Source organism: Actinomadura latina NBRC 106108, assembly GCF_001552195.1.
Lineage (GTDB): Bacteria > Actinomycetota > Actinomycetes > Streptosporangiales > Streptosporangiaceae > Spirillospora > Spirillospora latina.
On the sequence record NZ_BCQS01000005.1, the window covers coordinates 560,082 to 583,674 of the forward strand.

General features: G+C 73.5%; 22 protein-coding genes. 9 read left to right on the plus strand and 13 right to left on the minus strand.

Going from position 1 to position 23,593, the window contains the following annotated elements:
• Nucleotides 1–122: 122 nt before the first annotated feature.
• Nucleotides 123–3,536, minus strand: a complete 3,414-nt coding sequence (locus tag AL2_RS08925) for an ATP-binding protein (RefSeq protein WP_067631804.1) — start codon at nucleotides 3,534–3,536, stop codon at nucleotides 123–125.
• 53 nt (nucleotides 3,537–3,589) lie between these two features.
• Nucleotides 3,590–5,716 carry an MMPL family transporter gene (locus tag AL2_RS08930; RefSeq protein WP_067631806.1) on the minus strand — a complete coding sequence of 709 codons (2,127 nt, stop codon included), beginning with the start codon at nucleotides 5,714–5,716 and terminating at the stop codon, nucleotides 3,590–3,592.
• Between the two features lie 69 nt (nucleotides 5,717–5,785).
• On the opposite strand from AL2_RS08930, the gene AL2_RS08935 reads away from it, so the two are divergent.
• Nucleotides 5,786–6,151, plus strand: coding sequence for a cytidine deaminase-like protein (locus AL2_RS08935; RefSeq protein WP_067631808.1), 366 nt, complete (start codon nucleotides 5,786–5,788; stop codon nucleotides 6,149–6,151).
• Nucleotides 6,152–6,160: 9 nt separating this feature from the next.
• On the opposite strand, the gene AL2_RS08940 is transcribed toward AL2_RS08935, so the two are convergent.
• The 4 genes from AL2_RS08940 to AL2_RS08955 form a co-directional block, all read right to left on the minus strand.
• Nucleotides 6,161–7,492 (minus strand): hemolysin family protein, encoded by a 1,332-nt coding sequence (locus AL2_RS08940; RefSeq protein ID WP_067631811.1) that lies wholly within the window; start codon nucleotides 7,490–7,492, stop codon nucleotides 6,161–6,163.
• Nucleotides 7,492–7,968, minus strand: coding sequence for an rRNA maturation RNase YbeY (gene ybeY, locus AL2_RS08945; RefSeq protein WP_067631813.1), 477 nt, complete (start codon nucleotides 7,966–7,968; stop codon nucleotides 7,492–7,494). The genes AL2_RS08940 and ybeY overlap by 1 nt, the downstream gene beginning before the upstream one ends.
• Complete coding sequence (locus tag AL2_RS08950; protein WP_067631815.1) at nucleotides 7,965–9,038, minus strand: PhoH family protein; 1,074 nt, start codon at nucleotides 9,036–9,038, stop codon at nucleotides 7,965–7,967. Before AL2_RS08950 ends, ybeY begins: the two co-directional genes overlap by 4 nt.
• A gap of 149 nt (nucleotides 9,039–9,187) precedes the next feature.
• Nucleotides 9,188–9,532: a histidine triad nucleotide-binding protein gene (locus AL2_RS08955; RefSeq protein ID WP_067631817.1), complete on the minus strand. Its 345-nt coding sequence runs from the start codon at nucleotides 9,530–9,532 to the stop codon at nucleotides 9,188–9,190.
• A 345-nt stretch (nucleotides 9,533–9,877) separates the two neighbouring features.
• Here AL2_RS08955 and AL2_RS08960 point away from each other — a divergent pair, with 345 nt between their 5' ends.
• Together AL2_RS08960 and AL2_RS08965 are read left to right on the plus strand one after the other, a co-directional pair.
• Complete coding sequence (locus tag AL2_RS08960) at nucleotides 9,878–10,420, plus strand: SigE family RNA polymerase sigma factor (RefSeq protein ID WP_245666461.1); 543 nt, start codon at nucleotides 9,878–9,880, stop codon at nucleotides 10,418–10,420.
• Complete coding sequence (locus AL2_RS08965; RefSeq protein WP_067631819.1) at nucleotides 10,417–11,106, plus strand: hypothetical protein; 690 nt, start codon at nucleotides 10,417–10,419, stop codon at nucleotides 11,104–11,106. Before AL2_RS08960 ends, AL2_RS08965 begins: the two co-directional genes overlap by 4 nt.
• Before the next feature lie 18 nt (nucleotides 11,107–11,124).
• Here AL2_RS08965 and AL2_RS08970 read toward each other — a convergent pair whose 3' ends face one another.
• The 3 genes from AL2_RS08970 to hrcA form a co-directional block, all read right to left on the minus strand.
• Nucleotides 11,125–11,856, minus strand: a complete 732-nt coding sequence (locus AL2_RS08970; protein WP_067631821.1) for a 16S rRNA (uracil(1498)-N(3))-methyltransferase — start codon at nucleotides 11,854–11,856, stop codon at nucleotides 11,125–11,127.
• Nucleotides 11,857–11,980: 124 nt separating this feature from the next.
• Nucleotides 11,981–13,117: a molecular chaperone DnaJ gene (gene dnaJ, locus AL2_RS08975; protein ID WP_067631824.1), complete on the minus strand. Its 1,137-nt coding sequence runs from the start codon at nucleotides 13,115–13,117 to the stop codon at nucleotides 11,981–11,983.
• A 2-nt stretch (nucleotides 13,118–13,119) separates the two neighbouring features.
• Entirely contained in the window at nucleotides 13,120–14,133 is a 1,014-nt protein-coding gene (hrcA, locus tag AL2_RS08980; RefSeq protein WP_067631827.1) for a heat-inducible transcriptional repressor HrcA, read from the minus strand.
• A 207-nt stretch (nucleotides 14,134–14,340) separates the two neighbouring features.
• On the opposite strand from hrcA, the gene AL2_RS08985 reads away from it, so the two are divergent.
• Entirely contained in the window at nucleotides 14,341–15,153 is an 813-nt protein-coding gene (locus tag AL2_RS08985) for a DUF3097 domain-containing protein (RefSeq protein ID WP_083946344.1), read from the plus strand.
• A 6-nt stretch (nucleotides 15,154–15,159) separates the two neighbouring features.
• On the opposite strand, the gene hemW is transcribed toward AL2_RS08985, so the two are convergent.
• A complete protein-coding gene (gene hemW, locus AL2_RS08990; protein WP_067631831.1) occupies nucleotides 15,160–16,368 on the minus strand; it encodes a radical SAM family heme chaperone HemW in 1,209 nt (402 codons plus the stop codon).
• 74 nt (nucleotides 16,369–16,442) lie between these two features.
• The gene (locus tag AL2_RS08995; protein ID WP_067631833.1) at nucleotides 16,443–16,883 is read right to left on the minus strand and encodes an antitoxin YezG family protein; all 441 of its coding nucleotides are present in this window, start codon (nucleotides 16,881–16,883) and stop codon (nucleotides 16,443–16,445) included.
• A 161-nt stretch (nucleotides 16,884–17,044) separates the two neighbouring features.
• Between AL2_RS08995 and AL2_RS09000 the strand changes: the two genes are divergently transcribed.
• The 3 genes from AL2_RS09000 to AL2_RS36160 all read left to right on the plus strand — a co-directional run bounded on the left by AL2_RS09000 (nucleotide 17,045) and on the right by AL2_RS36160 (nucleotide 20,120).
• Nucleotides 17,045–17,941, plus strand: a complete 897-nt coding sequence (locus AL2_RS09000; RefSeq protein ID WP_067631836.1) for a hypothetical protein — start codon at nucleotides 17,045–17,047, stop codon at nucleotides 17,939–17,941.
• A gap of 76 nt (nucleotides 17,942–18,017) precedes the next feature.
• Nucleotides 18,018–19,433, plus strand: a complete 1,416-nt coding sequence (locus AL2_RS09005; protein WP_067631838.1) for a hypothetical protein — start codon at nucleotides 18,018–18,020, stop codon at nucleotides 19,431–19,433.
• A gap of 153 nt (nucleotides 19,434–19,586) precedes the next feature.
• A complete protein-coding gene (locus AL2_RS36160; protein ID WP_083946219.1) occupies nucleotides 19,587–20,120 on the plus strand; it encodes a DUF4870 domain-containing protein in 534 nt (177 codons plus the stop codon).
• Between the two features lie 20 nt (nucleotides 20,121–20,140).
• On the opposite strand, the gene lepA is transcribed toward AL2_RS36160, so the two are convergent.
• Nucleotides 20,141–22,018 (minus strand): translation elongation factor 4, encoded by a 1,878-nt coding sequence (gene lepA / locus AL2_RS09015; RefSeq protein ID WP_067631842.1) that lies wholly within the window; start codon nucleotides 22,016–22,018, stop codon nucleotides 20,141–20,143.
• A gap of 206 nt (nucleotides 22,019–22,224) precedes the next feature.
• On the opposite strand from lepA, the gene rpsT reads away from it, so the two are divergent.
• Nucleotides 22,225–22,494: a 30S ribosomal protein S20 gene (gene rpsT / locus AL2_RS09020; RefSeq protein WP_067632527.1), complete on the plus strand. Its 270-nt coding sequence runs from the start codon at nucleotides 22,225–22,227 to the stop codon at nucleotides 22,492–22,494.
• A gap of 55 nt (nucleotides 22,495–22,549) precedes the next feature.
• On the plus strand, nucleotides 22,550–23,086 hold the full coding sequence (locus AL2_RS09025; protein WP_067632529.1) for an RNA 2'-phosphotransferase: 537 nt from the start codon (nucleotides 22,550–22,552) through the stop codon (nucleotides 23,084–23,086).
• Here the strand turns inward: AL2_RS09025 and AL2_RS09030 are convergent.
• On the minus strand, nucleotides 23,028–23,555 hold the full coding sequence (locus AL2_RS09030; RefSeq protein WP_067631844.1) for a hypothetical protein: 528 nt from the start codon (nucleotides 23,553–23,555) through the stop codon (nucleotides 23,028–23,030). The genes AL2_RS09025 and AL2_RS09030 overlap by 59 nt on opposite strands.
• Between the last annotated feature and the right edge of the window lie 38 nt (nucleotides 23,556–23,593).

Sequence of the window (23,593 nt, forward strand, 5' to 3'; positions counted from 1 at the left end):
CGGGGGGCCCGCTGCGCGACCAGTTTCCCGCAGGCGCGGAACCGGCTTCGGACGCGATCGCGACGGTCGAGGTCTGCGACGCTGATGTGTCGGCCAGTGTAGTGGCGCCGGGACGGCGACGGTCATGCCGCCGTGCCGAGGCGGGCGGCGGCCTCGTCCGCCCGCTCCGCCCAGCGGGCGGCGCCGACGCGGCCGGCCACCTCGGCGGCCCTGCGGTAGTGGGCGGCGGCCGTCCCGGCGGGACGGCCGAGGAAGACGGCCAGGTCGCCGAGGACGTGCGCCACGGGCCCGAGGGTGGCGACGGCCGTCGCGCCCCCGCTGATGTGCCCCTCGTAGGGCAGGAGCGCCGCGTACGTCCGCTCCGCCAGGTCGCGGTCGCCGAGGGCGATCGCGCGCAGCGCCCGGATCGCCAAGGTGAGGTCGCGGAAGTAGTCGAGCCGGACCGGACCGGCGCCGGCGACGACCCGCCGGGCCTCCGCGGTGCGCCCGGCGGAGGCGAGGGCGAGGGCGTACACGTCGGCGGTGGCCTCGACGTGGCCCCACTGGCGGCGCAGCCACGCGGCGCCGTCCACCAGCTCCCCGGCGCGGTCCTGCGCGAGCCGCACGCAGAACAGCCCGACGAACACCATGCCGCGCTCGCTGAACCAGATGCCGGTGCGGCCGATGGCGCCGCCGACCTCCTCGTAGGCGCGTTCGGCCTCCTCGTAGCGGGCGGCGAAGGCGTGCGCGAGCCCGGCGTGCCAGCCGGCGATCTGGGCGAGCAGCGGCAGGCCGTACTGCTCGGCGAGCCGACGTCCCTCGTCCAGGTGGCGGCGCGCGGCGGGCAGGTCGAGCGCGGCGACGGCGACCTGCTGGAGCTGCAGGTGCGCGAGGACGCGGTAGGTGCCGAGGTCGTGCTCGGCGGCGAGGCCGAGCAGCTCGGAGGCGAGCCGGCGCCGGCGGTCCAGGCCGTCCGCGGTCCGGTAGCCGTTGACGTAGCCGCCGTTGAGCGCGGCGGCGAGAAGTTCGGGGACGCCCAGGCCGCGGGCCGCGGCGATGGCCTCGTCGGACGCGGTGAGCCCGCGGTCGTGCTGCTCGCCCTCCAGCTCCATCGCGAGCGTGGTCAGCAGCCGGACGCGCAGCTCCGGCTCGCCGGCGGGGAGCCGGGCGAGCGCCTCGCCGGTGGCCTCCACGACGGCGTGGTCGACGGTCCCGTACTCGCGGCTCGTCCACAGCGTCGGGACGTCGAAGCTCGCGATGATCCGGGCCAGCAGCCGGACGTCGCCGAACGCGCGGGCCTCGGCGATGGCGGCGAGCCGCCGCTCCCGGGCGGCGACGACCTGCCCGGCGAGCGCGCCGGCGCGGATGGCGGCGATCTCCGCCTCCAGCCGGTCGCGGTCGGCGTCCCGCCCCAGGGCGCGCAGCGCCTCGACCGCGCGGGCCCACAGGTCGGCGGCGGCGCCGTGCGCGAAGCGGGCCTCGGCGGCCTCGGCGGCGCGCCGCGCGTAGCGGACGGCCCGGTCCGGGTCGGCGCCCGACTCCAGGTAGTGGTGCGCGATCGCGGCGACCTCGCCGGGCGTGTGCCGTTCGAGGGCGGCGGCGACGCGGCCGTGCAGCCGGGTGCGGCGGGCCCGGGACAGGCCCGCGTAGAGGGTGTCGCGGACGAGGGCGTGCGCGAACCGCATCCGGCCGGGCGCGGGCTCGGTGACCAGGCCGCTGCCGAGCCCGGCCTCGACGGCGTCGATCACCGTCTCGTCGTCGCCTGCCAGCTCGGCCAGGACGCGCAGGTCGGCGTCGCGGCCGAGGACGGCGGCGTCGCGGAGCACGGCGCGGGCCGGTTCCGGCAGCCGCGCGATCCGGCGGCGCAGCACGTCGCCGACGCCGGCGGGCACCCGGCGGGTGGCGGCGGGCAGGCCCTCGGCGTCCAGGAGGCGGGCCGTCTCGCGGGTGAAGAACGGGTTGCCGCCGGTCCGCTCGGCGATGGCGGACAGCTCCGCGTCGTCCAGGCGGGTGGCGCAGGTGCCGCGGACCAGGACGGCGACCTCGTCCGGCGACAGCCCGCCGAGGTCGATCCGCACGGGCTCGTGCCGGGCGAGGGCGGCCAGCGCGGCGGCGAGGCCCTCGGCGACCTCGGTCTGCCGGAACGTGGCCACCAGCAGGACGCGGCGGTCCCGCAGCCGGCCGGCGAGCCGGACGAGCAGGGCGAGGGTCTCCTCGTCCGCCCAGTGCAGGTCGTCGAGGACGAGCAGGAGCGGCGCGGTGTCCGCGACCCCCGCGAGGTAGTCGGCGACGGCGAGGTGGAGCCGGAACCGTCCCGTGCTGACGTCGGTGTCGCCGTGCCCGGTGTCGCCGTGCCCGGTGGCGGCGTGCCCGGTGGCGGCGTGCCCGGTGGCGGCGTCGTCCAGCAGCGGGGCGAGGCGGCCGGCGAGGCCGGCGGCGGGCGGCGCGGCGGCGGTCAGGTCGCGGAGGAGCTCGGCCCACGGCCAGGCCGCGGGCGCGCCGCCGGTCTCGGGCGCCCGGCCCCACGCGCACGTCCAGCCCTGCCCGGCGAGGCCGCCGCCGAACCGTTCGGCGAGCGCGGTCTTGCCCATTCCCGCGTCACCGCCGACGAGGACGAGGCAGCCGTGTCCGGCCGCGGCGTCGCGGGCCGCCTCCGCGAGCCGGGCGAGTTCGCCGACGCGCCCGACGAAGGCCGGCTGCTCGGCAGGCCGGGACGCGAGCCGCAGGACGGGAGGCGCGGGCTCCAGCACTCCCAGCGGGGGCTCCGGCACCCCCAGCGCGGGTTCCGGCTCCGCCAGCGCGGGCGCCTGGGCCAGGATGCCGGCCTCCAGGCTGCGCAGCGCGGGACCGGGATCGACGCCGAGTTCCTCGGCGAGGGCCGCGCGGGCGCGGCGCAGGGCGGCGAGGGCGTCGCCCTGGCGTCCGGCGCGGTAGAGCGCGAGGGCGAGCAGCCGCCACGCCTCCTCGCGCAGCGGGTTGCCGGCGGCGTGCGTCTCCAGGTCGGGGACGGCCTCGGCGGCGGCTCCGACCCGCAGCATGGCCGCGGCGCGGCGCTCCACGGCGAGGCGGCGCCGCTCGTCCAGCCGGGCCGCCTCGGCGGCGGCCCACGGCAGGTCCGCGAACTCGGCGTAGGCGGGCCCGCGCCACTCGGCGAGCGCGACCTCCGCGGCGCGGCGGGCACCCGCCGGGTCGGTCTCCAGCAGCGCGCCGGCCGCGTCGATCAGCGCGTCGAACCGCCAGGCGTCGACGGCGCCGTCCGGCAGCCGGAGCGCGTATCCGGGCGGCTCGGTGACCAGGATCCGCGCGGGCCGGCGGGGCGGGCGGTCCGGTTCGAGGGCGCGCCGCAGATGCGACACGAACGACTGGAGGCCGGCGGCGGCGCGCGGCGGGGCCGCCGCCGCCCAGAGGTCCTCGACGAGCCGGTCGGCGGGCACCATCCGGCCCCGCGCGACGGTGAGGCGCGCCAGCACCGAGCGCTGCCGCGGACCGCCGAGGTCGGCGGGAACCCCCGCCACCTCGGCGCCGAAGGCCCCGAGCACGCGTACGACAGGCGACATGTCCCGATCAGCCTAACCGGGACATGTCCGCCCATCATGAACGCTCCCCCGTGCTACGCGCGGCTGGGTTCGGGCTCCCGTGCGGCCGCGGCGGCGGGCCCGGCGCCGCCGTGCAGGCCGATCTCCGGCAGGACGCGGGCGAGCGGCTTCGGCAGCCACCAGTTCGCCCGCCCGAGCAGCGCCATCGTGGCGGGGACCAGCACCAGCCGGACGACGGTCGCGTCCAGCGCCACCGCGACCGCGAGCCCCACCCCCGTCTGCTTGATCACCAGACCGGGGTCGGCGGCGAAGCCGAGGAACACCGCCACCATGATCAGCGCGGCGCTGGAGATGACCCGGCCGGTCGCGGCGAGGCCGGAGGTGACCGAACCGCGCGCGTCGCCGTGCCGCAGCCAGTCCTCCCTGACCCGCGACAGCAGGAAGACCTCGTAGTCCATCGACACGCCGAACAGGACCGCGAACAGCAGCAGCAGGATGAACGACGACACCGGGACGCTGTGCGGGAGCCCGAGCAGCTCCGCGCCCCAGCCCCACTGGAACACCGCGGTGAGCACCCCGTACGCGGCGCCGATCGACAGCAGGTTCATCACCGCCGCCTTCAGCGGCGCCAGCAGCGACCGGAAGACGATCATCAGCATGACGAAGGACGTGGCGACGACCACGCCGATCACCGGCCAGAGCCGGTCGGACAGCATCCGGGACAGGTCCACGTAGGCGGCGGTCAGCCCGGTGATCTCCGCGCCGGGCGGCAGCGCGTCCGCGCGGATCCGGTCGACGAGCCCCGTCACCCGCTCGTCCTGCGGCCCGTACTCCGGGGTGACCATGATCACCGCGGCGTCGCGGTGCGGGGACAGCATCGGCGGCGCGACGGCCTTGACGCCGTCGGTCCGGGCGAGCCGCTCCCCGAGCCCCGGCAGGGCACCCTGATCGGTCTTCGCCAGATCGACGGCGACGAGCAGCGGCCCGTTCGCGCCGGGGCCGTAGGCGTCCGCGACGAGGTCGTACGCCTGCCGGACGGTGTTGGACGCCGGCTCGCTGCTGGCGTCGCTCGGCCAGGTGCGCATGCCGAGCGCCGGCGCGGCCAGGGTGAGCATCAGCACGGACGCGGCGAGCAGCCACGGCCACGGGTGCCGCCCGACATGCCCGGCCCACCGCCGCACCCGCGGCGACTCCACGCTGATCGCCGCGCCGGCGGCGCGGTCGCGGCGGCGCAGCACCCGCCGCCCGGCCAGCCCCAGCACCGCCGGCAGGAGGGTGAGCGCGCTCAGCACGGTCACCGCGACGACGAGCCCGGTGGTGAAGCCCATGGTCATGAAGACCTGGATGCGGGACAGCACCAGCCCGAACAGCGCCAGCAGCACGGTGAACCCGGCGAAGAGGACCGACAGCCCGGCCGTCGCGATGGCCCGCCCCGCCGCCTCCGGCACGTCCAGCCCCGCCGCGAGCCCCTCCCGGTGCCGGGTGAGGATGAACAGCGCGTAGTCGATGCCGACGCCGAGCCCGACCATGGTCGCCAGCGTCGGCGCGGTAGTGGCCACATCAGTGACCGCGGCCACCAGCGTGATCCCCGACACGCCCACGCCGAGGCCGGCCAGCGCCACCGCCAGCGGCAGCCCCGCCGCCACCACCGACCCGAACGCCAGGAAGAGGATCACCAGCGCGGCCACGATCCCGATCGCCTCGGCGACGCCCCCGGGCGCGGTGACGTTCTCCGGCACCTGCCCGCCGAACTCCACCTGGTAGCCGTCCAGTCCCCGCGCCGCCGACCGCAGCCGGTCGAGCGTCTCGTCCGGCGCCAGATCCGTGACGGGCACCGAGTACCGGACGGTCAGCAGCGCCGTCGCCCCGTCCGGGCTCGGCTGCGGCGGGCTCACCTCGCTCACGTGCGGCAGCTTCCGCAGCTCCCCCGCCGCCGCGGCCAGCCTCGCCCGGTCCACCGTCCCGGACTTCGCGTGGACGACCACCCGCGCGTCCGCGCCCGACAGCGCCGGGAACCGCTCCCGCAGCAGATCGGTGGCCTGCTGCGACCCCGTGCCGGCCAGCGTGTAGTCGTCGTGCAGGGCGCCGCCCGCGGCGCCGGCGAACCCGGCGGCCGCCGCGACCAGCGCAAGCCACACCACGATGAACCGCCAGGGCCGCAAGGCCGCGGCCCTCCCCAGGCGGTAAAGCAGACGGGACATCGTTTTCTCCCCCGGCTCGGCAGTCCGACCGTCCGAGGATCGCGCGGGCCCCTTGCCGCCCACTTGGCGATGACTTGCGGCCCACCCCGTACGCTGGGCGGCGTGAGCGAGCTGAACGCCGAGGACGCGAAGATCATCACCCTGGCCAGGTCGGCGCGGGCCCGCACGGGCGCCGCCGAGGGCGCGGCCGTGCGCGACGAGACGGGCCGCACCTACAACGCCACGAGCGTGGACCTGCCGTCCCTCCGGCTCTCCGCCCTCAAGGCCGCGGTGGCGATGGCCGTCTCCAGCGGCGCCGCAGACCTGGAGGCCGCCGCGGTGGTGACGGCCGCCGAAACCCCCGACCCCTCCGACGTCCAGGCCGTCCGGGACCTGGGGCCGAAGGCACCCGTCCTGGTCGCCGCCCCCGACGGAACCCTCCGCACCACCCTCTGACCCGGCGCGTCAGCGGAGCCGGCCGGACTCCCCGGTGGCCGGCGCGTCCGCCGCGGCGGCCCCCAGCCTCGTCACCAGCACGGTGCCGATCCGGTTGCGGCGGCCGGCGATCGTCTCGGCTCTCAGGGTGAGGACGGGGCCGTCGTCACCCGAGCCGACCTCGGCCGTGGAGCCCTCGATGGGGACGCGGCCGAGGGCATGGGCCAGCAGGCCGCCGACGGTCTCCACGTCCTCGGCGTCGAGTTCGACGTCGAACAGCTCGGCGAGGTCCTCGACGGGGAGGCGGGCGGTGACGCGGGCGGCGCCGTCCGGCAGCCAGGTGACCGGCGGGATCTCGCGGTCGTACTCGTCGGTGATCTCCCCGACGATCTCCTCCAGGATGTCCTCGATGGTGACGAGGCCGGCGGTGCCGCCGTACTCGTCGATGACGATCGCGACGTGGATCTGCCGGGCCTGCATCTCGCGCAGCAGCTCGTCGATCGGCTTGCTGTCGGGCACGTAGGTGGCCGGGCGCATGACCGAGTCGACCGTCTCGACCGACTCGCCCTCGCGGTGCTCCTGGGAGCGGCGGACGACGTCCTTCAGGTAGGCGATGCCGACGACGTCGTCCTCGTTCTCGCCCACGACGGGGATGCGGGAGAAGCCGCTGCGCAGCGCGAGCGACATCGCCTGCCGCAGCGTCTTCGTGCGCTCGATGAACACGATGTCGGTGCGCGGCACCATCACCTCGCGGACGAGGGTGTCGCCCAGCTCGAACACCGAGTGGATCATCTCCCGCTCGACGGGCTCGATCAGATCGCGCTGCTCGGCGAGGTCGACGAGGTCGCGCAGCTCCGCCTCGGACGCGAACGGGCCCTCCCGGAACCCCTTGCCGGGCGTCAGCGCGTTGCCGAGGGCGATCAGCAGCGCGGGCAGCGGCCCGAGCACCCGGGTCACCGGGTGGATCACCGCGGCGCCCGCGAGCGCGATCCGGTCGGCGTGCTGGATGCCGAGCGTGCGGGGCCCGACGCCGATCACCACATAGCTGACCACGATCATGATCGCGGCGGCGGTGACGTAGGCGCGCCACGTCTCGTCCAGCCAGGAGATGCACAGGTCCGCCACGATCACGGTGGCGACCAGCTCGCAGCCGATCCGCAGCAGCAGCACCATGTTGACGTAGCGGGCCGGGTCGGCGACGACCTCAGCGAGCCGCTTCGCGCCGCGCCGCCCCTCGCGGACGACCTCGTCGACGGTGACGCGCGACACCCGGGCGAGCGCCGTCTCGGTGCCGGCCAGCAGGCCCGCCATGAACACCAGGCCCGCCGCCAGGGCGGACAGCCACGCCTGCGCCGTGCTCATCAGCCGCCGCGTTTCTCCCGCCAGGAGGTGAGGAGCTCGGCCTGCAGGCCGAACATCTCCTTGTGCTCCTCCGGCTCGGCGTGGTCGTAGCCGAGGAGGTGGAGGATGCCGTGCGCGCACAGCAGCTCCAGCTCCGCCTCCGTGGCGTGCCCGGCCGCGCGCGCCTGCCTCTCCGCCACCGACGGGCACAGGACGACGTCGCCGAGCAGCCCCGGATCGGTCTCGCCGTCCTCGTCGGCGCCGCCCGGCATGTGGCCGGGGCGCAGCTCGTCCATGGGGAACGACAGCACGTCGGTCGGGCCGGGCTCGTCCATCCACTTCTCGTGCAGCTCGGTCATCGCGGCCTCGTCGACCAGCAGGACCGACAGCTCCGCGAGCGGGTGCACGCGCATCCCGTCGAGGACGTGCCGGGACAGCGCCGCGATCGCGTTCTCGTCGACCGGGACGCCCGACTCGTTCAGCACCTCGATGCTCACTGCCGCCCCCGCTTGCGGGATCCGCCGCGCGCGCCCTGCTTGAACTCCGGCACGCGCGCCTCGTCCCAGCGGTTGTAGGCGTCGACGATGTCGGTGACCAGCTTGTGCCGGACGACGTCGCGGCTGTTCAGCCTGCAGAAGTCGATGTCCTCGACGCCCTCCAGGATGTCCTGGACGACGCGGAGCCCGCTCGTCTGCCCGTTCGGCAGGTCGACCTGGGTGACGTCGCCGGTCACCACGACCTTCGACCCGAAGCCGAGCCGGGTGAGGAACATCTTCATCTGCTCGGCCGAGGTGTTCTGCGCCTCGTCCAGGATGATGAAAGAGTCGTTCAAGGTCCGTCCACGCATGTACGCCAGGGGGGCGACCTCGATGGTGCCGGCGGCCATCAGGCGCGGGATCGAGTCGGGGTCGACCATGTCGTGCAGCGCGTCGTACAGCGGCCGCAGGTACGGGTCGATCTTCTCGTAGAGAGTGCCGGGCAGGAACCCGAGCCGCTCCCCCGCCTCGACCGCGGGACGCGTCAGGATGATGCGGTTGACCTGCTTGTCCTGCAGCGCGCGGACGGCCTTGGCCATCGCCAGGTACGTCTTGCCGGTGCCGGCCGGGCCGATCCCGAACACGATCGTGTGCTTGTCGATCGCGTCGACGTAGCGCCGCTGGTTCAGCGTCTTCGGGCGGATCGTCCGGCCCCGGCTGGACAGCACGTCCAAGGTCAGGACCTCCGCCGGGCGCGCACCGCTCTCGCCGCGCAGCATCGCGAGGCTGCGCTCGACCGCGTCGGGGGTGAGCTGGGTGCCGCCCCTCAGCAGCTCCAGCATCTCGCTGAAGAGCCGGGACGCCAGGTCCGTGTCGGCCTCCGGGCCGGTCACGGTGATCTCGTTGCCGCGGACGTGGATGTCGATGTCGCTGCCGAACGCCTGCTCGATCGCGTGGAGCAGCTCATCCCGGGAGCCCAGCAGGCTCACCATCGAATGGTCGTCCGGCACCACGATCTTGATCTGCGAGCGCGAGCCGTTCCGGTCGTCGCGCCCCGTGCGAGTTGCCCTCGTGTGAGTTGATTCGACCATCAGCCGGGCCTTGCGGCCTCTCGGACCTGCCTTCTGTCTGCTCCGGGTGTCCAGGTATGTCGCCATCCATCGTACTGGCCGCCCCCGGCAGAGCGCCGACAGGTTTTTCGCGTGGCGTGACCCGCCGGGCACCCGGCCCGGCGGAGGGCTCAGCCGGGAGGCCAGTTGAGGCCGCGGCCGCCCAGCACGTGGGCGTGCACGTGGAAGACCGTCTGGCCGGCCTGGGCGCCGGTGTTGAACACGACCCGGTAGCCGGCCTCGGCGACGCCCTCGTCGACGGCCACCTGGTGCGCCTCGCGGACGATCTCGGCGAGCAGCTCCGCGTCGGCCGCGGCGAGCTCCCCGACGGTCGGGTGGTGGTCCCTCGGGATGACCAGCACGTGCGTGGGCGCCTGCGGGTTGATGTCGCGGAACGCCACCGTCCCCGCCGACTCGCGGACGATCTTGGCGGGCACGTCCCCGGAAACGATCTTGCAGAACAGGCAGTCGGTCATCTGTCTCCCCTCGCAGCGGCCCGTGACCGCCCGGGAATCCTATCGAGACGGCGACGGCCGCGGCCCGCGGCGCCCCGTGCCGGATAGTGTTTCCGTTGATCAACCTCCGGTTGCGGTCACCATGACGACCGGTCACTGGTTAAGGTTGTCAGCTCAGGGCGCACCCCCCGGTACGCAAGGCGTTGCGGCGTTCTGCCGGCCGGGCGGGGACGCCCGATTCATGCCGCCCCGAGGGCGCCCGTCGAATGGACGGCCGGGGCCGGCGAAGGCGGCGGACAGGTGACCGAGGCAGACCAGGACATGCCCTTTCGTAAACCGGGCGAGGAGGGTGCGCGTCGAACTGACGTGACCGAGACCCTCGTGGCCAGGGGCACGGCGGGGGCGGTGGCCGTCGCCTGGGACGCCGATCAGGCGGTGACCGCGCTCTACAGCGCCAACTACCGCTCGCTCGTGCGTCTGGCCGCCATGCTCGTACGGGACGCCGGGACGGCCGAAGAGGTCGTCCAGGACGCCTTCGTCGCGATGCACGGCGGCTGGCGGCGCCTGCGCGACCCCGACAAGGCCCTGTCGTACCTGCGCCAGTCCGTGGTGAACCGGTCGCGATCGGTGCTCCGGCACCGCGCCGTCGTCGAGAAGTACGCCCCGAAGGGCCTGCCGGACGCGCCGAGCGCGGAGGCCGGGGCCATCGGGGAGCTGGAACGCTCGGCGGTCATCGACGCGCTGTCCCGGCTTCCCACCCGCCAGCGGGAGGCACTCGTCCTTCGCTACTACGCCGATCTCTCCGAAGCGGAGATCGCGAACTCGATGGGCATCTCCCGCGGCGCCGTGAAGAGTCACACGGCTCGTGGAATGACCGCGCTACGCAACGTCCTGGAGCAATTCTCATGACCACCGACCCCCACGACGAGCACGGCGAGATCCTCCGCCGCGCCCTGCACGCGGAGGCGGACTCGGTCAACCCCGCGGGCGACGGCCTGGAGCGCATCCGGGCCCGCATAGCCGACGGCCAGAGCCGCCGGTTCGGTCTCGGACTGCTCTTCGGGCACGCCCGGTTCGGGGTGGACCGGTTCACCGTCGGCTGGGCGCGGCCCGTCCTCGCCGTGGCCGCCGCCGTTCTGATCGCCGCGCTCGGCGTGACGGCGCCGCAGACCATGAACCTCATCCAGCAGACGGTCGGCAACAACGGGCCGGCCGGCGGCGGGCAGAACAGCACCGACGGGGACCGCACCGACCCCCAGGGCAACCCGCAGTTCCCCGGCCCGTCGTCCCCGGGGGCCGGCGCGTCCGGCTCTCAGTCGGCCTCCTCGACGGCGGGCCCCAGCTCCACGCCGGGGCTGTCGTCCTGCCGCATCCCGCAGCCGGGCGCCGCGTCCGCCTCGCCCGGCACGACCACCACGCCGTCCGCGGCCACCACGCCGTGCCCGAGCGAGACGCCGACCACCTCGCCGGTCACTCCGGCGCCGACCACGCCGACCGCGCCGCCGACCTCGGCGAAGCCGACCGACACTCCGACGCAGACGCCGACGAGCGACCCGGCGAGCACGACGGAGCAGGGCGCCGCGAGCACGCCCTGACGGCCTCGCGGGACGGCCTTACCAGCGTCCGGTGGCGGCCAGCAGCACGCTGGCCGCCGCCACCCCGGCCGTCGACGTGCGCAGCACGGTCGGGCCGAGCCTGGCGGGACGCCCGCCCGCCGAAGCGAACCGGTCCAGCTCCGCGTCCGTGATGCCGCCCTCGGGCCCGACGACGAGGACGATGTCGCCGTCCGCGGGCGCCTCCACGGCGCTCAGCGGGGCCTCCGCCTCCTCATGCAGGACCAGGGCCAGGGTCGCGGCCGCCAACCGTGCGGCGACGTCCTCGGTGGACGCCAGATCCGGCACTTCGGGGAGCCGGCTGCGGCGCGCCTGCTTGGCGGCCTCCCGCGCGGTCGCGCGCCAGCGTCCGAGGGCCTTGTCGCGGCGCTCCGGACGCCACCGGGTGACGCAGCGGTCCGCCGCCCACGGGACGATCACGTCCACGCCGACCTCGGTCATGGTCTCGACGGCCAGCTCGCCCCGGTCGCCCTTCGGCAGGGCCTGGACGACCGCGATGCGCGGCGCCGGGGGCGGCTGCCGGTGCCGGGCCCGCACGTCCAGCGTGAGGGACGCGCGGTCGGCGGCGGTGACGACGCACTCGGCCAGCAACCCGGCGCCGTCGGTCAGGTCGACGCGCTCACCGGGCCGCAGCCGCCGCACGGCCGCCGCGTGCCGGCCCTCGGGCCCGTCCAGGACGATCGTGTCCCGCTCCAGCGCGTCCGTCCCCGCGAGGAACACCGGCGGACTCATGCGCGAGCCCTGTGGGAGGCGACCCCCCACACCGCCCGCTTCGCCCCGCTCATCTGGATCCTCCAGGGTCGCCCTGCTCGCCGTCGCCGCGGCGGCCTTCCCGGTAGGCCGCCGCCACGGCGCTTCAGTGCTGGTTGAAGACGTCCTTGATGCGGGAGAACACGCCGGTGCGCTGCCCGGGGGCGAACTTGCCGGGGGGACGCTCCTCGCCGCGCAGGACCGCGAGGCGCCGCAGCAGCTCCTCCTGCTCCTCGTCCAGCCGGCCCGGCGTCTCCACGTCCACGTGGATCATCAGGTCGCCGCGGCCGCTCTCGTTGAGGTGCCGGACGCCCCGGTTGTAGAGCGTGATGACCTGCCCCGACTGCGTGCCGGGCTTGATGTCGACGCTCTCGGCCGCGTCCAGCGTCTCGATCGTGACGCTGGTGCCGAGCGCCGCCGCCGTCATCGGGATCTCGACCGTGCAGTGCAGGTCGTCGCCCTCCCGCTCGAAGATCGGGTGCGGCTTCTCCACGATCTCCAGGAACAGGTCGCCGGGCGGGCCGCCGCCGGGGCCGACCTCGCCCTCGCCGGCGAGCTGGATGTGGATGCCGTTCTCCACCCCCGCCGGGATCTTGACCTTGACGGTGCGCCGGGTGCGGACCCGGCCGTCGCCGGAGCACTCGGTGCACGGGTTGCGGATCACCGACCCGAACCCGCCGCACGCCGGGCACGGCCGCGCGGTCATCACCTGGCCGAGGAACGAGCGCTGCACCTGCTGCACCTCGCCGCGCCCGTGGCACGTCTCGCACGTGTCCGGGTGGGTGCCGGGCGCGCAGCCCGACCCCTCGCAGGCGGTGCAGGCGACCGCGGTGTCGATGGACAGCTCGCGGGTCGTGCCGAACGCGGTCTCGCCGAGGTCGAGCTCGACCCGCAGCGTCGCGTTCCGGCCGCGCCGCGCCCGCGACCGCGGGCCGCGCGAGGTCGCCGTCCCGAAGAAGGCGTCCATGATGTCGCTGAACGGGAACCCGGCGCCGCCGAAACCGCCGGCGCCCGCCCCCGCCCCGGACGCGAACGGGTCCGCGCCGAGGTCGTACATCTCGCGCTTCTTGGGGTCGGAGAGCACCTCGTACGCCTGGGTGATCTCCTTGAACTTCTCCTGGGTCTCCGGATCCGGGTTGACGTCCGGGTGGAGCTCGCGCGCGAGCCGGCGGTAGGCCTTCTTCACCTCGTCGGCGCTGGCGTCGCGCCGGACGCCCAGGATCGCGTAGTAGTCGTTCGCCACTTTCACGACCCCGCCAGGATCTGTCCCACGTAGCGTGCCACTGCCCGTACCGCTCCCATCGTGCTGGGGTAATCCATGCGTGTAGGCCCGAGCACTCCAAGCCGGGCCAGGGTGAGGTCGCCCACCCCGTAGTCCGCGGCGACGACCGAGGTCGACCGGAGCCCCAGGTCGGGGTTCTCGGTGCCGATCCGCACCGTAACTGTAGAGGAGTCTCCGGTCTCGCCGAGCAGCCGCATGAGGACCACCTGTTCCTCAAGCGCCACGAGCACCTCCCGCAGGCTCTGCGAGAAGTCCACGGCGGCGAGGTTGGCCGCCCCGGCGAAAACGATCTTCTCCTCGTGGTTCTCGACGAGCGTCTCCAGCAGGACGGACAGCACCGACGCCGCGACCGGCCGCTCGTCCGGCCCCACCTTCTCGGGGAGGTCGGCGACGGCGGCCGGCACGTCGCCGAGGCCGAGCCCGTCCAGGCATGTGTTCAGCAACGCCCGCAGGTGCCCGATCGATTCCTCGGACAGGGTGCCGGGCATGTCGATGACCCGCTGCTCCACCCGCCCGGTGTTGGTGATCAGGACGAGCAGCAGCCGCTCCTCGGCGACCCGGACCAGCTCGACGTGCCGCACCGACGAGCGGGTCAGCGACGGGTACTGCACGACCGCGACCTGCCGGGTGAGCTGCGCGAGCAGCCGCACCGTGCGGCCGACGACGTCGTCGAGGTCGTAGGCGCCGGACAGGAACGTCTCGATCGCGCGCCGCTCGGCGACCGACAGCGGCTTGATCGTGGACAGCCGGTCGACGAACAGCCGGTAGCCCTTGTCGGTGGGGACGCGCCCGGCGCTGGTGTGCGGCTGGGCGATGTAGCCCTGCTCCTCCAGCGCCGCCATGTCGTTGCGGATGGTCGCCGGGGACACCCCGAGATTGTGCCGGTCCGCCAGGGCCTTCGACCCCACCGGCTCGTTGGTGGAGACGAAGTCCTCGACGATGGCGCGCAGGACCTCGAGTTTCCGGTCGTCCAGCACGGCGTCACCTCCCTCGTCCGGCCGGCCTCCCCGCCGCTGGCACTCCTTGCTCCTGAGTGCCAAGTGTACGACCCCCGGGACCCCGATCGGAGTGCCCGCGGACCGCCCGCACGGCTGCGTGATCCTATCCGCATCGGGCGCGGGCGCCACGCCGAGGGACGAGGGGCGACGCCGTACGGCCGTCCCGCCGGGTTAATGTGCGGACCCGTGCGCAGTAAGAAATACGGAAACGACGTGCTCTCCGGCGACTGGCGCAGGCCGCGCAAGGGGCAGATCCCCGAGGTGCCGGCCGAGCCGGGGCTGGTCGCGGAGGATCCCGGCAGCGGCTTCTGCGGTGCCGTGGTCGGCTGCGACAAGCTCGGCGTCACCCTGGAGGACCGGTTCGGCAAGCGGCGCGTGTTCCCGCTCACCAAGTCGGGCTTCCTGATCGACGGCAAGCCGGTCACGCTGGTCAGGCCCACCGCGGCGCCATCGGGGCCGGCGCGGTCGGCGTCCGGCTCCATCGCCGTCCAGGGGCTGCGCGCCCGGGTGGCCAAGGAGAGCCGCATCTACGTGGAGGGCGTCCACGACGCCGAGCTGGTCGAGAAGATCTGGGGCCACGACCTGCGCGTCGAGGGCGTCGTGGTGGAGTACCTCGAAGGCGTGGACGACCTGCCCGCCATCGTCGAGGAGTTCGGCCCGGACGCGGACCGCCGCCTCGGCGTCCTCGTCGACCACCTGGTGGAGGGCTCCAAGGAGTCCCGGATCGCCGCGCGGGTGTCGTCCCCGCACGTCCTCATCACCGGGCATCCGTTCATCGACATCTGGGAGGCGGTCAAGCCCGCCGCCGTCGGCATCCGGGCCTGGCCGCGCATCCCGCGAGGCGTCCCGTGGAAGGAGGGCGTCATCGCCGAGCTCGGCTGGGGCGACAACACGGGTGCCGCTTGGAAGCGGATCCTGAATTCGGTCAACTCCTACACCGACCTGGAACCCGCCCTCCTGGGCCGTGTGGAAGAACTCATCGATTTCGTCACGGCGTAACTGCGCCTAGGTCAGATCGCGGACTAGTGCGTCGGCCAGGAGACGGCCTCGGAGGGTCAGGACGACTCGTCCCTGCTCATAGGAGTCTCGTTCCACCAGGCCATCGTCGATGGCTCTGCGGACGGCCTTGTCGTCCAGCAGGTCGGCGGGGCAGCCCTGTGCCAGGCGGAGTTCGAGCATGATGCGCTCGATGTGGCGGTCGTCGCCGGTCAAGACCTCCCTGGCGTGCGCGGGCGTGGTGCCTTCGGCCAGGCGGGAGGCGTAGGCGGCGGGATGCTTGACGTTCCACCAGCGGGTCCCCCCGACGTGGCTGTGCGCGCCCGGGCCGACGCCCCACCAGTCGGCGCCCGTCCAATAGAGCATGTTGTGGCGGCACGCGGCGGAGGGGTCGGCGGCCCAGTTGGAGATCTCATACCAGTGCAGGCCGTGGGCGCGGAGCATCTCGTCGGCGATGAGGTACCGGTCGGCCATGGCGTCGTCGTCGGGGGCCGTGAGTTCGCCGCGTTTCACCTGGGCGGCCAGGCGGGTGCCCTCTTCGACGATGAGCGCGTACGCAGAAACGTGGTCGGGTTCCGACGCCAGGGCCGCCTCTAGGGAGGCCCTCCAGTCGTCGTCGGTTTCGCCTGGTGTGCCGTAGATGAGGTCGAGGTTGATGTGCTCGAAGCCTGCCTTGCGCGTCCACTCGACGACTTGGGGGACGCGTCCGGGACTGTGTGCGCGTTCGAGGACGGCCAGGACGTGCTCGCGCGCGCTCTGCATGCCGTACGAGATCCTGGTGAACCCGGCCTCGCGGAGCTTGGCCACATAGGACTCGTCCACCGACTCCGGGTTCGCCTCTGTGGTGACCTCCGCGTCCTCCGCGAGCCCGAACTCGGCGTCGATGGCGGCCAGGACACGGCCCAGGTCGCCCGGCGGAAGCAGCGTCGGCGTACCGCCGCCCACGAAGACCGTCTCGACGGGGAGGTCCACGTCCCCGAGGACGCGCCGCGCCATCCGCACCTCGGTGATGGCGGTATCGGCGTAGGAGTCACGGCTCGCGCCAGGCCCGAGCTCCGTCGCCGTGTAGGTGTTGAAGTCGCAGTACCCGCACCGCGTCACGCAGAAGGGCACGTGGACGTAGAAGGCGAACGGGCGGCCTCCGAGGCCGTCCAGGGCACTGGCGGGCAGCGCGCCGTCGGAGGGGACGGGATCACCGTCGGGAAGGGTCGAGGGCACCCCTCAAGTCTGCCTCGTCCGGCCGCCTGCTCGGACCCGTCGAACTTCAGGCCCCGCCCGTCAGGCCCCGCCCGTCAGGCCTCGTCGAGCTTCGCGCGCAGCCAGTCCGGGATGTGGGCCTCCGCGCGGGGGAAGCGGTCGAGGTCCAGGGCGTAGGCGGACGGGGTGAGGGGCGGGGTGAAATCCGGCTCCCCGTCGTAGTCGAACTCGGCGCTGAACCGGCCCGAGCGCTCGATCCGCAGCCGCGCGGTGAACCAGGCGCCCTTGCCGTTCCGGTACATGACGCGGCGCAGCTCGTCCATCCTGCCGATGGCCTGCCCGGGCGGGATCGCGGTGAGCCGCCCGCCGTCGGCGTCCTCCACCTCGAACGAGGCGCTGTCGATGCCCACGGTCGCGCGGAACTCGAAGTCGAGCCGCTCCCAGCCGTCCGGGGCCGCGGAGCGCAGCGCGCGGACGGCGCCGTTCACCGTCTCCCGCTCCTTGGCGGAACGCAGAACCTGCTCGGGGTGGGTCACGCTACCTCCGGGAGGTCGGGTCCGGACCGTCTGGCCGCTGCCTCCGACCGTATCGACATACGCGCCGAGGTCGAGCAACCCCCGCCGTGTCGTCGGGAAACCACCCGCCGGGCGGCCGGAATGGAGCGTGCCGACCCTCTTGGGTGGATAGTGTCGTCGGGATGGTGGACGAGGGTGCGACCGAGCGGGGACGCGCGCCGGCGCGCGTGCTGCTGCGGGGCGGGCCGGACGGCTGGCACTGCGTGGTGGTCGACGGCGCGGGCGGCGAGCGGCGTTCGGACTTCCCCGGCGCGGGGACGCGCTGGTCGACGGGCGCGGGCGGCGATCCCGAACCGCCGTGGTGGCGCCGCCGGCTCGCCGAGACGGCCGAGGGACTGCGGGAGGCGGTCGCCGAGCGGCTGACCGACGCGACGTTCCGGGCCCTCGGCGTGGAGACCGTGATCACCTGGTTCGCGGTGGACGAGCCCGTCGCCTGGGAAGGGCTCGTCACGCTCCGGGAGGCCGATCCGGCGCGGTTCCCCGGCCGGGTAGCGCCGTTCGTGATCACGCTGGAGCCGGGGCGCGGGGCGCTGCTGCCGGACGCGAGCCTGCTGTTCTCCACCCAGGCCGCCGACGCGTGGACGACGCTCGCCGCGGTCTCCGACCGCTGCGGCACCCGCCCGCCGAAGGCGTCGCTGCTGTGCGGCTGGGCCGACCACCGCAGCGTGCGGGTGGGGCGCGGGACGCTGGCGCTGTCCACCGGCCGCGGCGAGGACGGCGTGGAGCGGCTCGCCGAGATCTGCGGGACGCGGTCGCCCGGCTGGAGCGGCAACCCGGAGATGCGGTTCCGGCTGGACGGCGTCGACCTGCTCGACGAGCCCGCCCACGACGTGGTCCGGCTGCTGGGTGAACTGGGGCACGAGGCCGTCCGGCGGGGACGGACGGTCCGGCTGGCGGCGTCCGGCCTGACCCTGTACGGGCCCGACCGGCCGGGTGACGCGGAGCCCTTCACGGCCGTGTCGCTGCAGCCGCCGGCGGCGCCCGCGGCGCTCCGGATCCCGCACCGCAGCCGCGTCTGACGGCTCACGAAGCCGACGCCCACGGGCTACCGCGCCGTCACCGGAACGCGACCCGGCGGCCCTAGTTTCCCTGATCATGAGAAGCCGTGCGCGTCATGCCGTGCTCGCCGTGACCGGCGCCGCCCTCGCCGGCGCTCCCCTCACCCTCACCGCCCCGCCCGCCCACGCCGCCCCGCTCGCCCACGCCCCCTCGTCCAGCACGATCACCGTCCGCCGCGGCGGCCCCGCCAGATCGCTGCCGTTCACCGCCCGCCGCGACGGAGAGGCCGTCATCTCCTTCGCCGCGTCGGCCCCGGGCGTCTCGTGGGTGCGCAAGGGCGCCGAGTCCGCCGTCGTGTCGATCGCGGTGGACGGACGCCATGTGACCGACCTCGTCGTCCCCTCGTCCGACCCGATCCCCCGGAGCCTCGGGCTCGGACATGTCGGGAAGGGCCGCCACAAGGTGACGCTGCGCTTCGGGAAGGGCGGCGCGCCCGCCGCCCGCCGCGTCACCCTGCGGGGTACCGGGGTCCGGGTGTCGGACGCGCTCGCCCTGCGCCACGCCCCGGTCGTCGTCGGCCGGACGGGCTGGCCCTTCGGCGACCCCTACCAGAACGCCACCACCGACACCCCGCTGATCGCCTGGCACGAGACGCGGGCCGCCGCCGCGCCCGGGCACCGCGTCATCGAGTACTCCGTGGTCTGGAGCAACGAGGACGGCGGCACCGACACGCCCGCGCTCATGGCCCGCTGGGGCCGGACGACCGACATCGAGTGGGTGTACCGGGTCGAGGTGGACGCGTCCGGGAACCGGGTGGACGGAACCGCCGTCTACCAGGCGCCCCTGCACCTCACGCTCAAGTTCACCGGCCGCTACGAGGGCGATCATCCGGTGCTGCAGACCTGCACGCAGAACAACAACATGTGCGACGTGATCTCACCGGACCCACCGCTGCGCTTCCTCCTCGACGCGTCCCGGACGCGGCCGGACGGACGCGCCCGCGAGGTCGTCATGGACCGCGAGCCGTGGACGTACCGGGTCGCGGCGCAGGAGATGGTGCGGGAAGGCGAGATCGAGGACCCGTCCGATCCGGCGACGCGGGCGGTCGGCGACCAGCGCACGTACCTGTTCGCGGAGTTGACCAAGGCGACGGGCGCGGCGACCGGGAGCGGGGCGGTGCCGGGTGTGGCGCTCGGGGTCCGGCTGAAGTCCGACCCGTCCAGGCTGTACCGGTCCGACCATGACGAGCCGACGTGGGCGATCGACCGTGACGGCGCCGTCGCCACGACCGTCGAACTGCCCGAGGGGACGCGGGTCTCCGACATCGCGAGCATCGAAGCGGTCCGCCGTCCGACCGGGCTCGGTGACAACGGCGCGCCGGCCACGGTCACGTCCGTGAACCGGGGGTTCTTCCTCGACGAGTCGTACCTGCCGCAGCCGTCGTCCATCGCCTGGACGGGCTCGGTCACGCTCACCCCGGCGAACCCGTCCGCCGTCATCTGGCGGCCCTGATCACCTTCGCCGCCCGGCCCGTGGCGCGAAACGGCCACGGGCCGGGCGGGTGAAGGAACCGGTCCGAACTTCTCACGCGTCGAAAGAGTCATACACTTCGCGCAATAGCTCGCACAGCGAACGCGCAGCGAACTAGAGGAGAGGACGTCCGCCATGGCCTACGGGCCTCCCCCGTCGCCCGGTCAAGGGCAGCAGCCTGGATGGCAGGCGCAGCCGCAGCAGCAGGCACCGTGGCAGCAGCCCGGGAACGCGTGGCAGCAACCCCAGCAGGGTCAGCCGGCCCAGCAGCAGCCCAACGCGGCCTGGCAGCAGCCGCAGCAGGGCGGACACACCGCCCAGATACCCGGGCACTACGGGCCCGTCAGCGACGACGACAGGACGTGGTCGCTCATGGCGTACGTGGGCCAGTTCCTCGTCGGCGCGGTCGCACCGGCCATCGTCTACTTCGGCAAGGCCCGCTCGCCGTTCGTCCGGCGGCACGCCGCGCAGGGCCTCAACATGGGCGTCGCCGCCATCGCGGTGTGGTTCGTCTTCGGCCTGCTGTCCCTCGTCGCCGAGTTCTTCATCTGGGTGCCGCTGCTGTTCACGGCCGCCGTGATGTTCTTCCTCGTCTACGCGGGACGGGCCGCCAACCGCGGTGAGTTCCGGAGCGTCCCGGCCGCGGTGGCGTGGCCCATCATCAAGTAGCCCGTCACCAGGTAGCCGGGCTACTTCCTGCCCTTGTCGGCGTCGCCGCCCCCGCCGGTGGAGAGGGCGGCGACGAAGGCCTCCTGCGGGACGTCCACCCGCCCGATGGTCTTCATCCGCTTCTTGCCCTCCTTCTGCTTCTCCAGCAGCTTGCGCTTGCGGGAGATGTCGCCGCCGTAGCACTTGGCGAGGACGTCCTTGCGGATGGCGCGGATGTTCTCGCGGGCGATGATCCGGGCGCCGATCGCGGCCTGGATGGGCACCTCGTACTGCTGCCTCGGGATGAGCTCCTTCAGCTTGGACGTCATCATCAGCCCGTACTCGCGGGACTTGTCCTTGTGCACGATCTGGCTGAACGCGTCCACCGACTCGCCCTGCAGCAGGATGTCGACCTTCACGAGGTCGGACTCCTGCTCGCCGCTGGGCTCGTAGTCGAGCGAGGCGTACCCGCGCGTCCTCGACTTCAGCTGGTCGAAGAAGTCGAAGATGATCTCGGCGAGCGGCAGCGTGTAGCGGATCTCGACGCGGTCCTCGGACAGGTAGTCCATGCCGAGCAGCACGCCGCGGCGGCCCTGGCACAGCTCCATGATCGCGCCGATGTGGTCCGACGGGGACAGCAGCGTCGCCCTCACGACCGGCTCGTACACCATGCCGATCTTGCCTTCGGGGAACTCGCTGGGGTTGGTGACGGTGTGCTCCGTCCCGTCCTCCATCACCACGCGGTAGACCACGTTCGGCGCGGTCGAGATGAGCGACAGGTCGAACTCGCGCTCCAGCCGCTCCCGGACGATCTCCATGTGCAGCAGGCCGAGGAAGCCGCAGCGGAACCCGAACCCGAGCGCCGCCGACGTCTCCGGCTCGTAGACGAGCGCGGCGTCGTTCAACTGCAGCTTGTCCAGCGCGTCCCGCAGCTCCGGGTACTGGTCGCCGTCCACCGGGTAGAGGCCGGAGAACACCATCGGCTTCGGGTCGCGGTAGCCGCCGAGCGCCTCGGGCGCCGGCCGGGACGCGCCGGTCACGGTGTCGCCGACCCGCGCCTGCCGGACGTCCTTCACCCCGGTGATCAGGTATCCCACCTCGCCGACGCCGAGGCCCTGCACGGGCTTCGGCTCCGGGGCGATCACGCCGACCTCCAGGGTGTCGTGCGCCGCCCCGGTCGACATCATCAGGCTCTTCTCGCGGCGCGACAGGCGCCCGTCGATGATCCGGACGTAGGTGACGACCCCGCGGTAGGTGTCGTAGACCGAGTCGAAGATCAGCGCCCGGGCGGGGCCGTCGGGGTCGCCGACCGGCGCCGGCACCTCCTCGACGATCTTGTCGAGCAGCTCGCGGACGCCCTCGCCGGTCTTGCCCGACACGCGCAGCACGTCCGACGGGTCGCAGCCGATGATCCCGGCCAGTTCCCCGGCGTACTTGTCCGGCTGCGCCGCCGGGAGGTCGATCTTGTTCAGCACCGGGATGAGGTGCAGGTCGGCCTCAAGGGCGAGGTACAGGTTCGCGAGCGTCTGCGCCTCGATGCCCTGCGCCGCGTCCACCAGCAGGACCGCGCCCTCGCACGCCGCCAGCGACCGCGACACCTCGTAGGAGAAGTCGACGTGCCCCGGGGTGTCGATCAGGTTGAGGACGTGGTCGACCCCGCCGGACGTCCAGGGCAGCCGCACGGCCTGGCTCTTGATCGTGATGCCGCGCTCACGCTCGATGTCCATGCGGTCGAGGTACTGGGCGCGCATCTGGCGATCCTCGACCACACCCGTCAGCTGCAGCATCCGGTCAGCGAGGGTCGACTTGCCATGGTCGATGTGCGCGATCACGCAGAAGTTGCGGATGATCGCGGGATCGGTCTTGTCAGGCTGGGGCGCTGGCACCGGGGTCCGTTCGCAATACTCACTGGTGGGCATGGATATGTGTGCTTCCATAGTCCCATGCCGGGCCCGATGCTCCGTGCACGGCCCGGTTTGGGGCAGGCCCCGGTGATTGGTAGGCTGTGCGACTGCGTGTGGCGTAGCGTCGTGCCCCGGGGGCACCGTCCCGCCCCCGTTCAGACATTCTGTTGGAGCCTGCCGGTGAGCAGGCGTGGATCGCAACCAAGCTGAGGCACTACGACGTGGCTAACATCAAGTCCCAGATCAAGCGCAACAAGCAGAACGAGAAGGCCCGCCTGCGCAACAAGGCCGTCAAGTCGGAGCTGAAGACGGCGATCCGCAAGTTCCGCGAGGCCGCCGACGCGGGCAACGTCGACGACGCCGTCGCCGCGCAGCGCAACGCCGCGCGCAAGCTGGACAAGGCGGTCAGCAAGGGCGTCATCCACAAGAACCAGGCCGCCAACCGCAAGTCGGCGATCGCCAAGCAGGCCGCCGCCCTGCAGGCCAAGTAAGGGCCGCACGCCCGGGGCCGGCCTTTCGCGCCGGCCCCGACGCATGTCCATGTCCATGGACGAACGCCGCGTGGTGAAGATCTCGAAGTATCTCGCCAAGCATCTGCGGCACCGCCCCGAGCGGATCGGCCTCACCCTCTCGCCGGAGGGCTGGGCGGACGTCGCCGACCTGCTCGCCGCCGCGTCGCGGAACGGCTTCGCGCTGACCCGTTCCGAACTGGAACACGTGGTCAGCGTCAACGACAAGAAGCGTTATGAGCTGGACGGGGACCGGATACGGGCCGTCCAGGGGCATTCGGTCCCGGTCGAGCTGAACCTGCCGCCGGTGGATCCGCCCGAGTTCCTCTACCACGGCACCGTCCGCCATTCCGCGGACGCCATTCTGCGCGAGGGGCTGCGGCCGATGGGGCGGCACGCCGTCCACCTGTCCCCCGACCGCGAGACGGCCCGGCGCGTCGGCGCCCGCCGCGGCCGGCCGGTCGTCCTCACGGTCGAATCCGGGCGGATGGCCGCCGACGGGCACGAGTTCCGGGTCAGCGCGAACGGGGTGTGGCTGGCCGGCTCCGTCCCGCCGGAATATCTCCGCGAATGACCTCCGCGGCCTCCCAGCCGGGCAGGTGCCGCACCCATTCGGGCCCCTGCTCCGGGCCGAACAGATACCGGTAGGGCACGATCTCGCGGATGGCCCGGTGCACGTCCAGCCGGTCGTCGATCATGTGCGTGATGCCGAGGTCGGCGCAGTGCCCCGCCTTCTCCGCCCGCCTCCGGCAGAACCGGACGTTCTCTCTGGGCAGGCCCGTCCGAGCGTAGAAGTCATGGTGGTCGAGCCAGGCCAGCGTCCTCCGCCGGATCCGGTCGCCGCACTTGGAGATGATCCAGGCGCGCCCCTCGAACGCTTCGATGAGCCCGGGCAGCACGTCGTAGACGCCCTCGGTCGCGGGCGATGCGAGAGCCTCCTCGAAACTTCCGTCGAGGAAGACGGTGTCCTCGTCGCCGGGGGCCCTCAGTCCCCCGTGAATGACTCGGCCGAAATCGACGCCGAGCCGAGATTCGATGTCCATGCCCTCAACTCTCGGGGCCCGCTCCACTAAATGAGAAC

Bases quoted from the DNA above. Each gene is read 5' to 3' on its own strand.
- AL2_RS08925 (WP_067631804.1), bottom strand. From the start codon at position 3,536: ATGTCGCCTGTCGTACGCGTGCTCGGGGCCTTCGGCGCCGAGGTGGCG.
- AL2_RS08930 (WP_067631806.1), bottom strand. From the start codon at position 5,716: ATGTCCCGTCTGCTTTACCGCCTGGGGAGGGCCGCGGCCTTGCGGCCC.
- AL2_RS08935 (WP_067631808.1), top strand. From the start codon at position 5,786: ATGACTTGCGGCCCACCCCGTACGCTGGGCGGCGTGAGCGAGCTGAAC.
- AL2_RS08940 (WP_067631811.1), bottom strand. From the start codon at position 7,492: ATGAGCACGGCGCAGGCGTGGCTGTCCGCCCTGGCGGCGGGCCTGGTG.
- AL2_RS08950 (WP_067631815.1), bottom strand. From the start codon at position 9,038: ATGGTCGAATCAACTCACACGAGGGCAACTCGCACGGGGCGCGACGAC.
- AL2_RS08955 (WP_067631817.1), bottom strand. From the start codon at position 9,532: ATGACCGACTGCCTGTTCTGCAAGATCGTTTCCGGGGACGTGCCCGCC.
- AL2_RS08965 (WP_067631819.1), top strand. From the start codon at position 10,417: ATGACCACCGACCCCCACGACGAGCACGGCGAGATCCTCCGCCGCGCC.
- AL2_RS08970 (WP_067631821.1), bottom strand. From the start codon at position 11,856: ATGAGTCCGCCGGTGTTCCTCGCGGGGACGGACGCGCTGGAGCGGGAC.
- AL2_RS09000 (WP_067631836.1), top strand. From the start codon at position 17,045: ATGGTGGACGAGGGTGCGACCGAGCGGGGACGCGCGCCGGCGCGCGTG.
- AL2_RS09005 (WP_067631838.1), top strand. From the start codon at position 18,018: ATGAGAAGCCGTGCGCGTCATGCCGTGCTCGCCGTGACCGGCGCCGCC.
- AL2_RS36160 (WP_083946219.1), top strand. From the start codon at position 19,587: ATGGCCTACGGGCCTCCCCCGTCGCCCGGTCAAGGGCAGCAGCCTGGA.
- lepA (WP_067631842.1), bottom strand. From the start codon at position 22,018: ATGCCCACCAGTGAGTATTGCGAACGGACCCCGGTGCCAGCGCCCCAG.
- AL2_RS09025 (WP_067632529.1), top strand. From the start codon at position 22,550: ATGGACGAACGCCGCGTGGTGAAGATCTCGAAGTATCTCGCCAAGCAT.
- AL2_RS09030 (WP_067631844.1), bottom strand. From the start codon at position 23,555: ATGGACATCGAATCTCGGCTCGGCGTCGATTTCGGCCGAGTCATTCAC.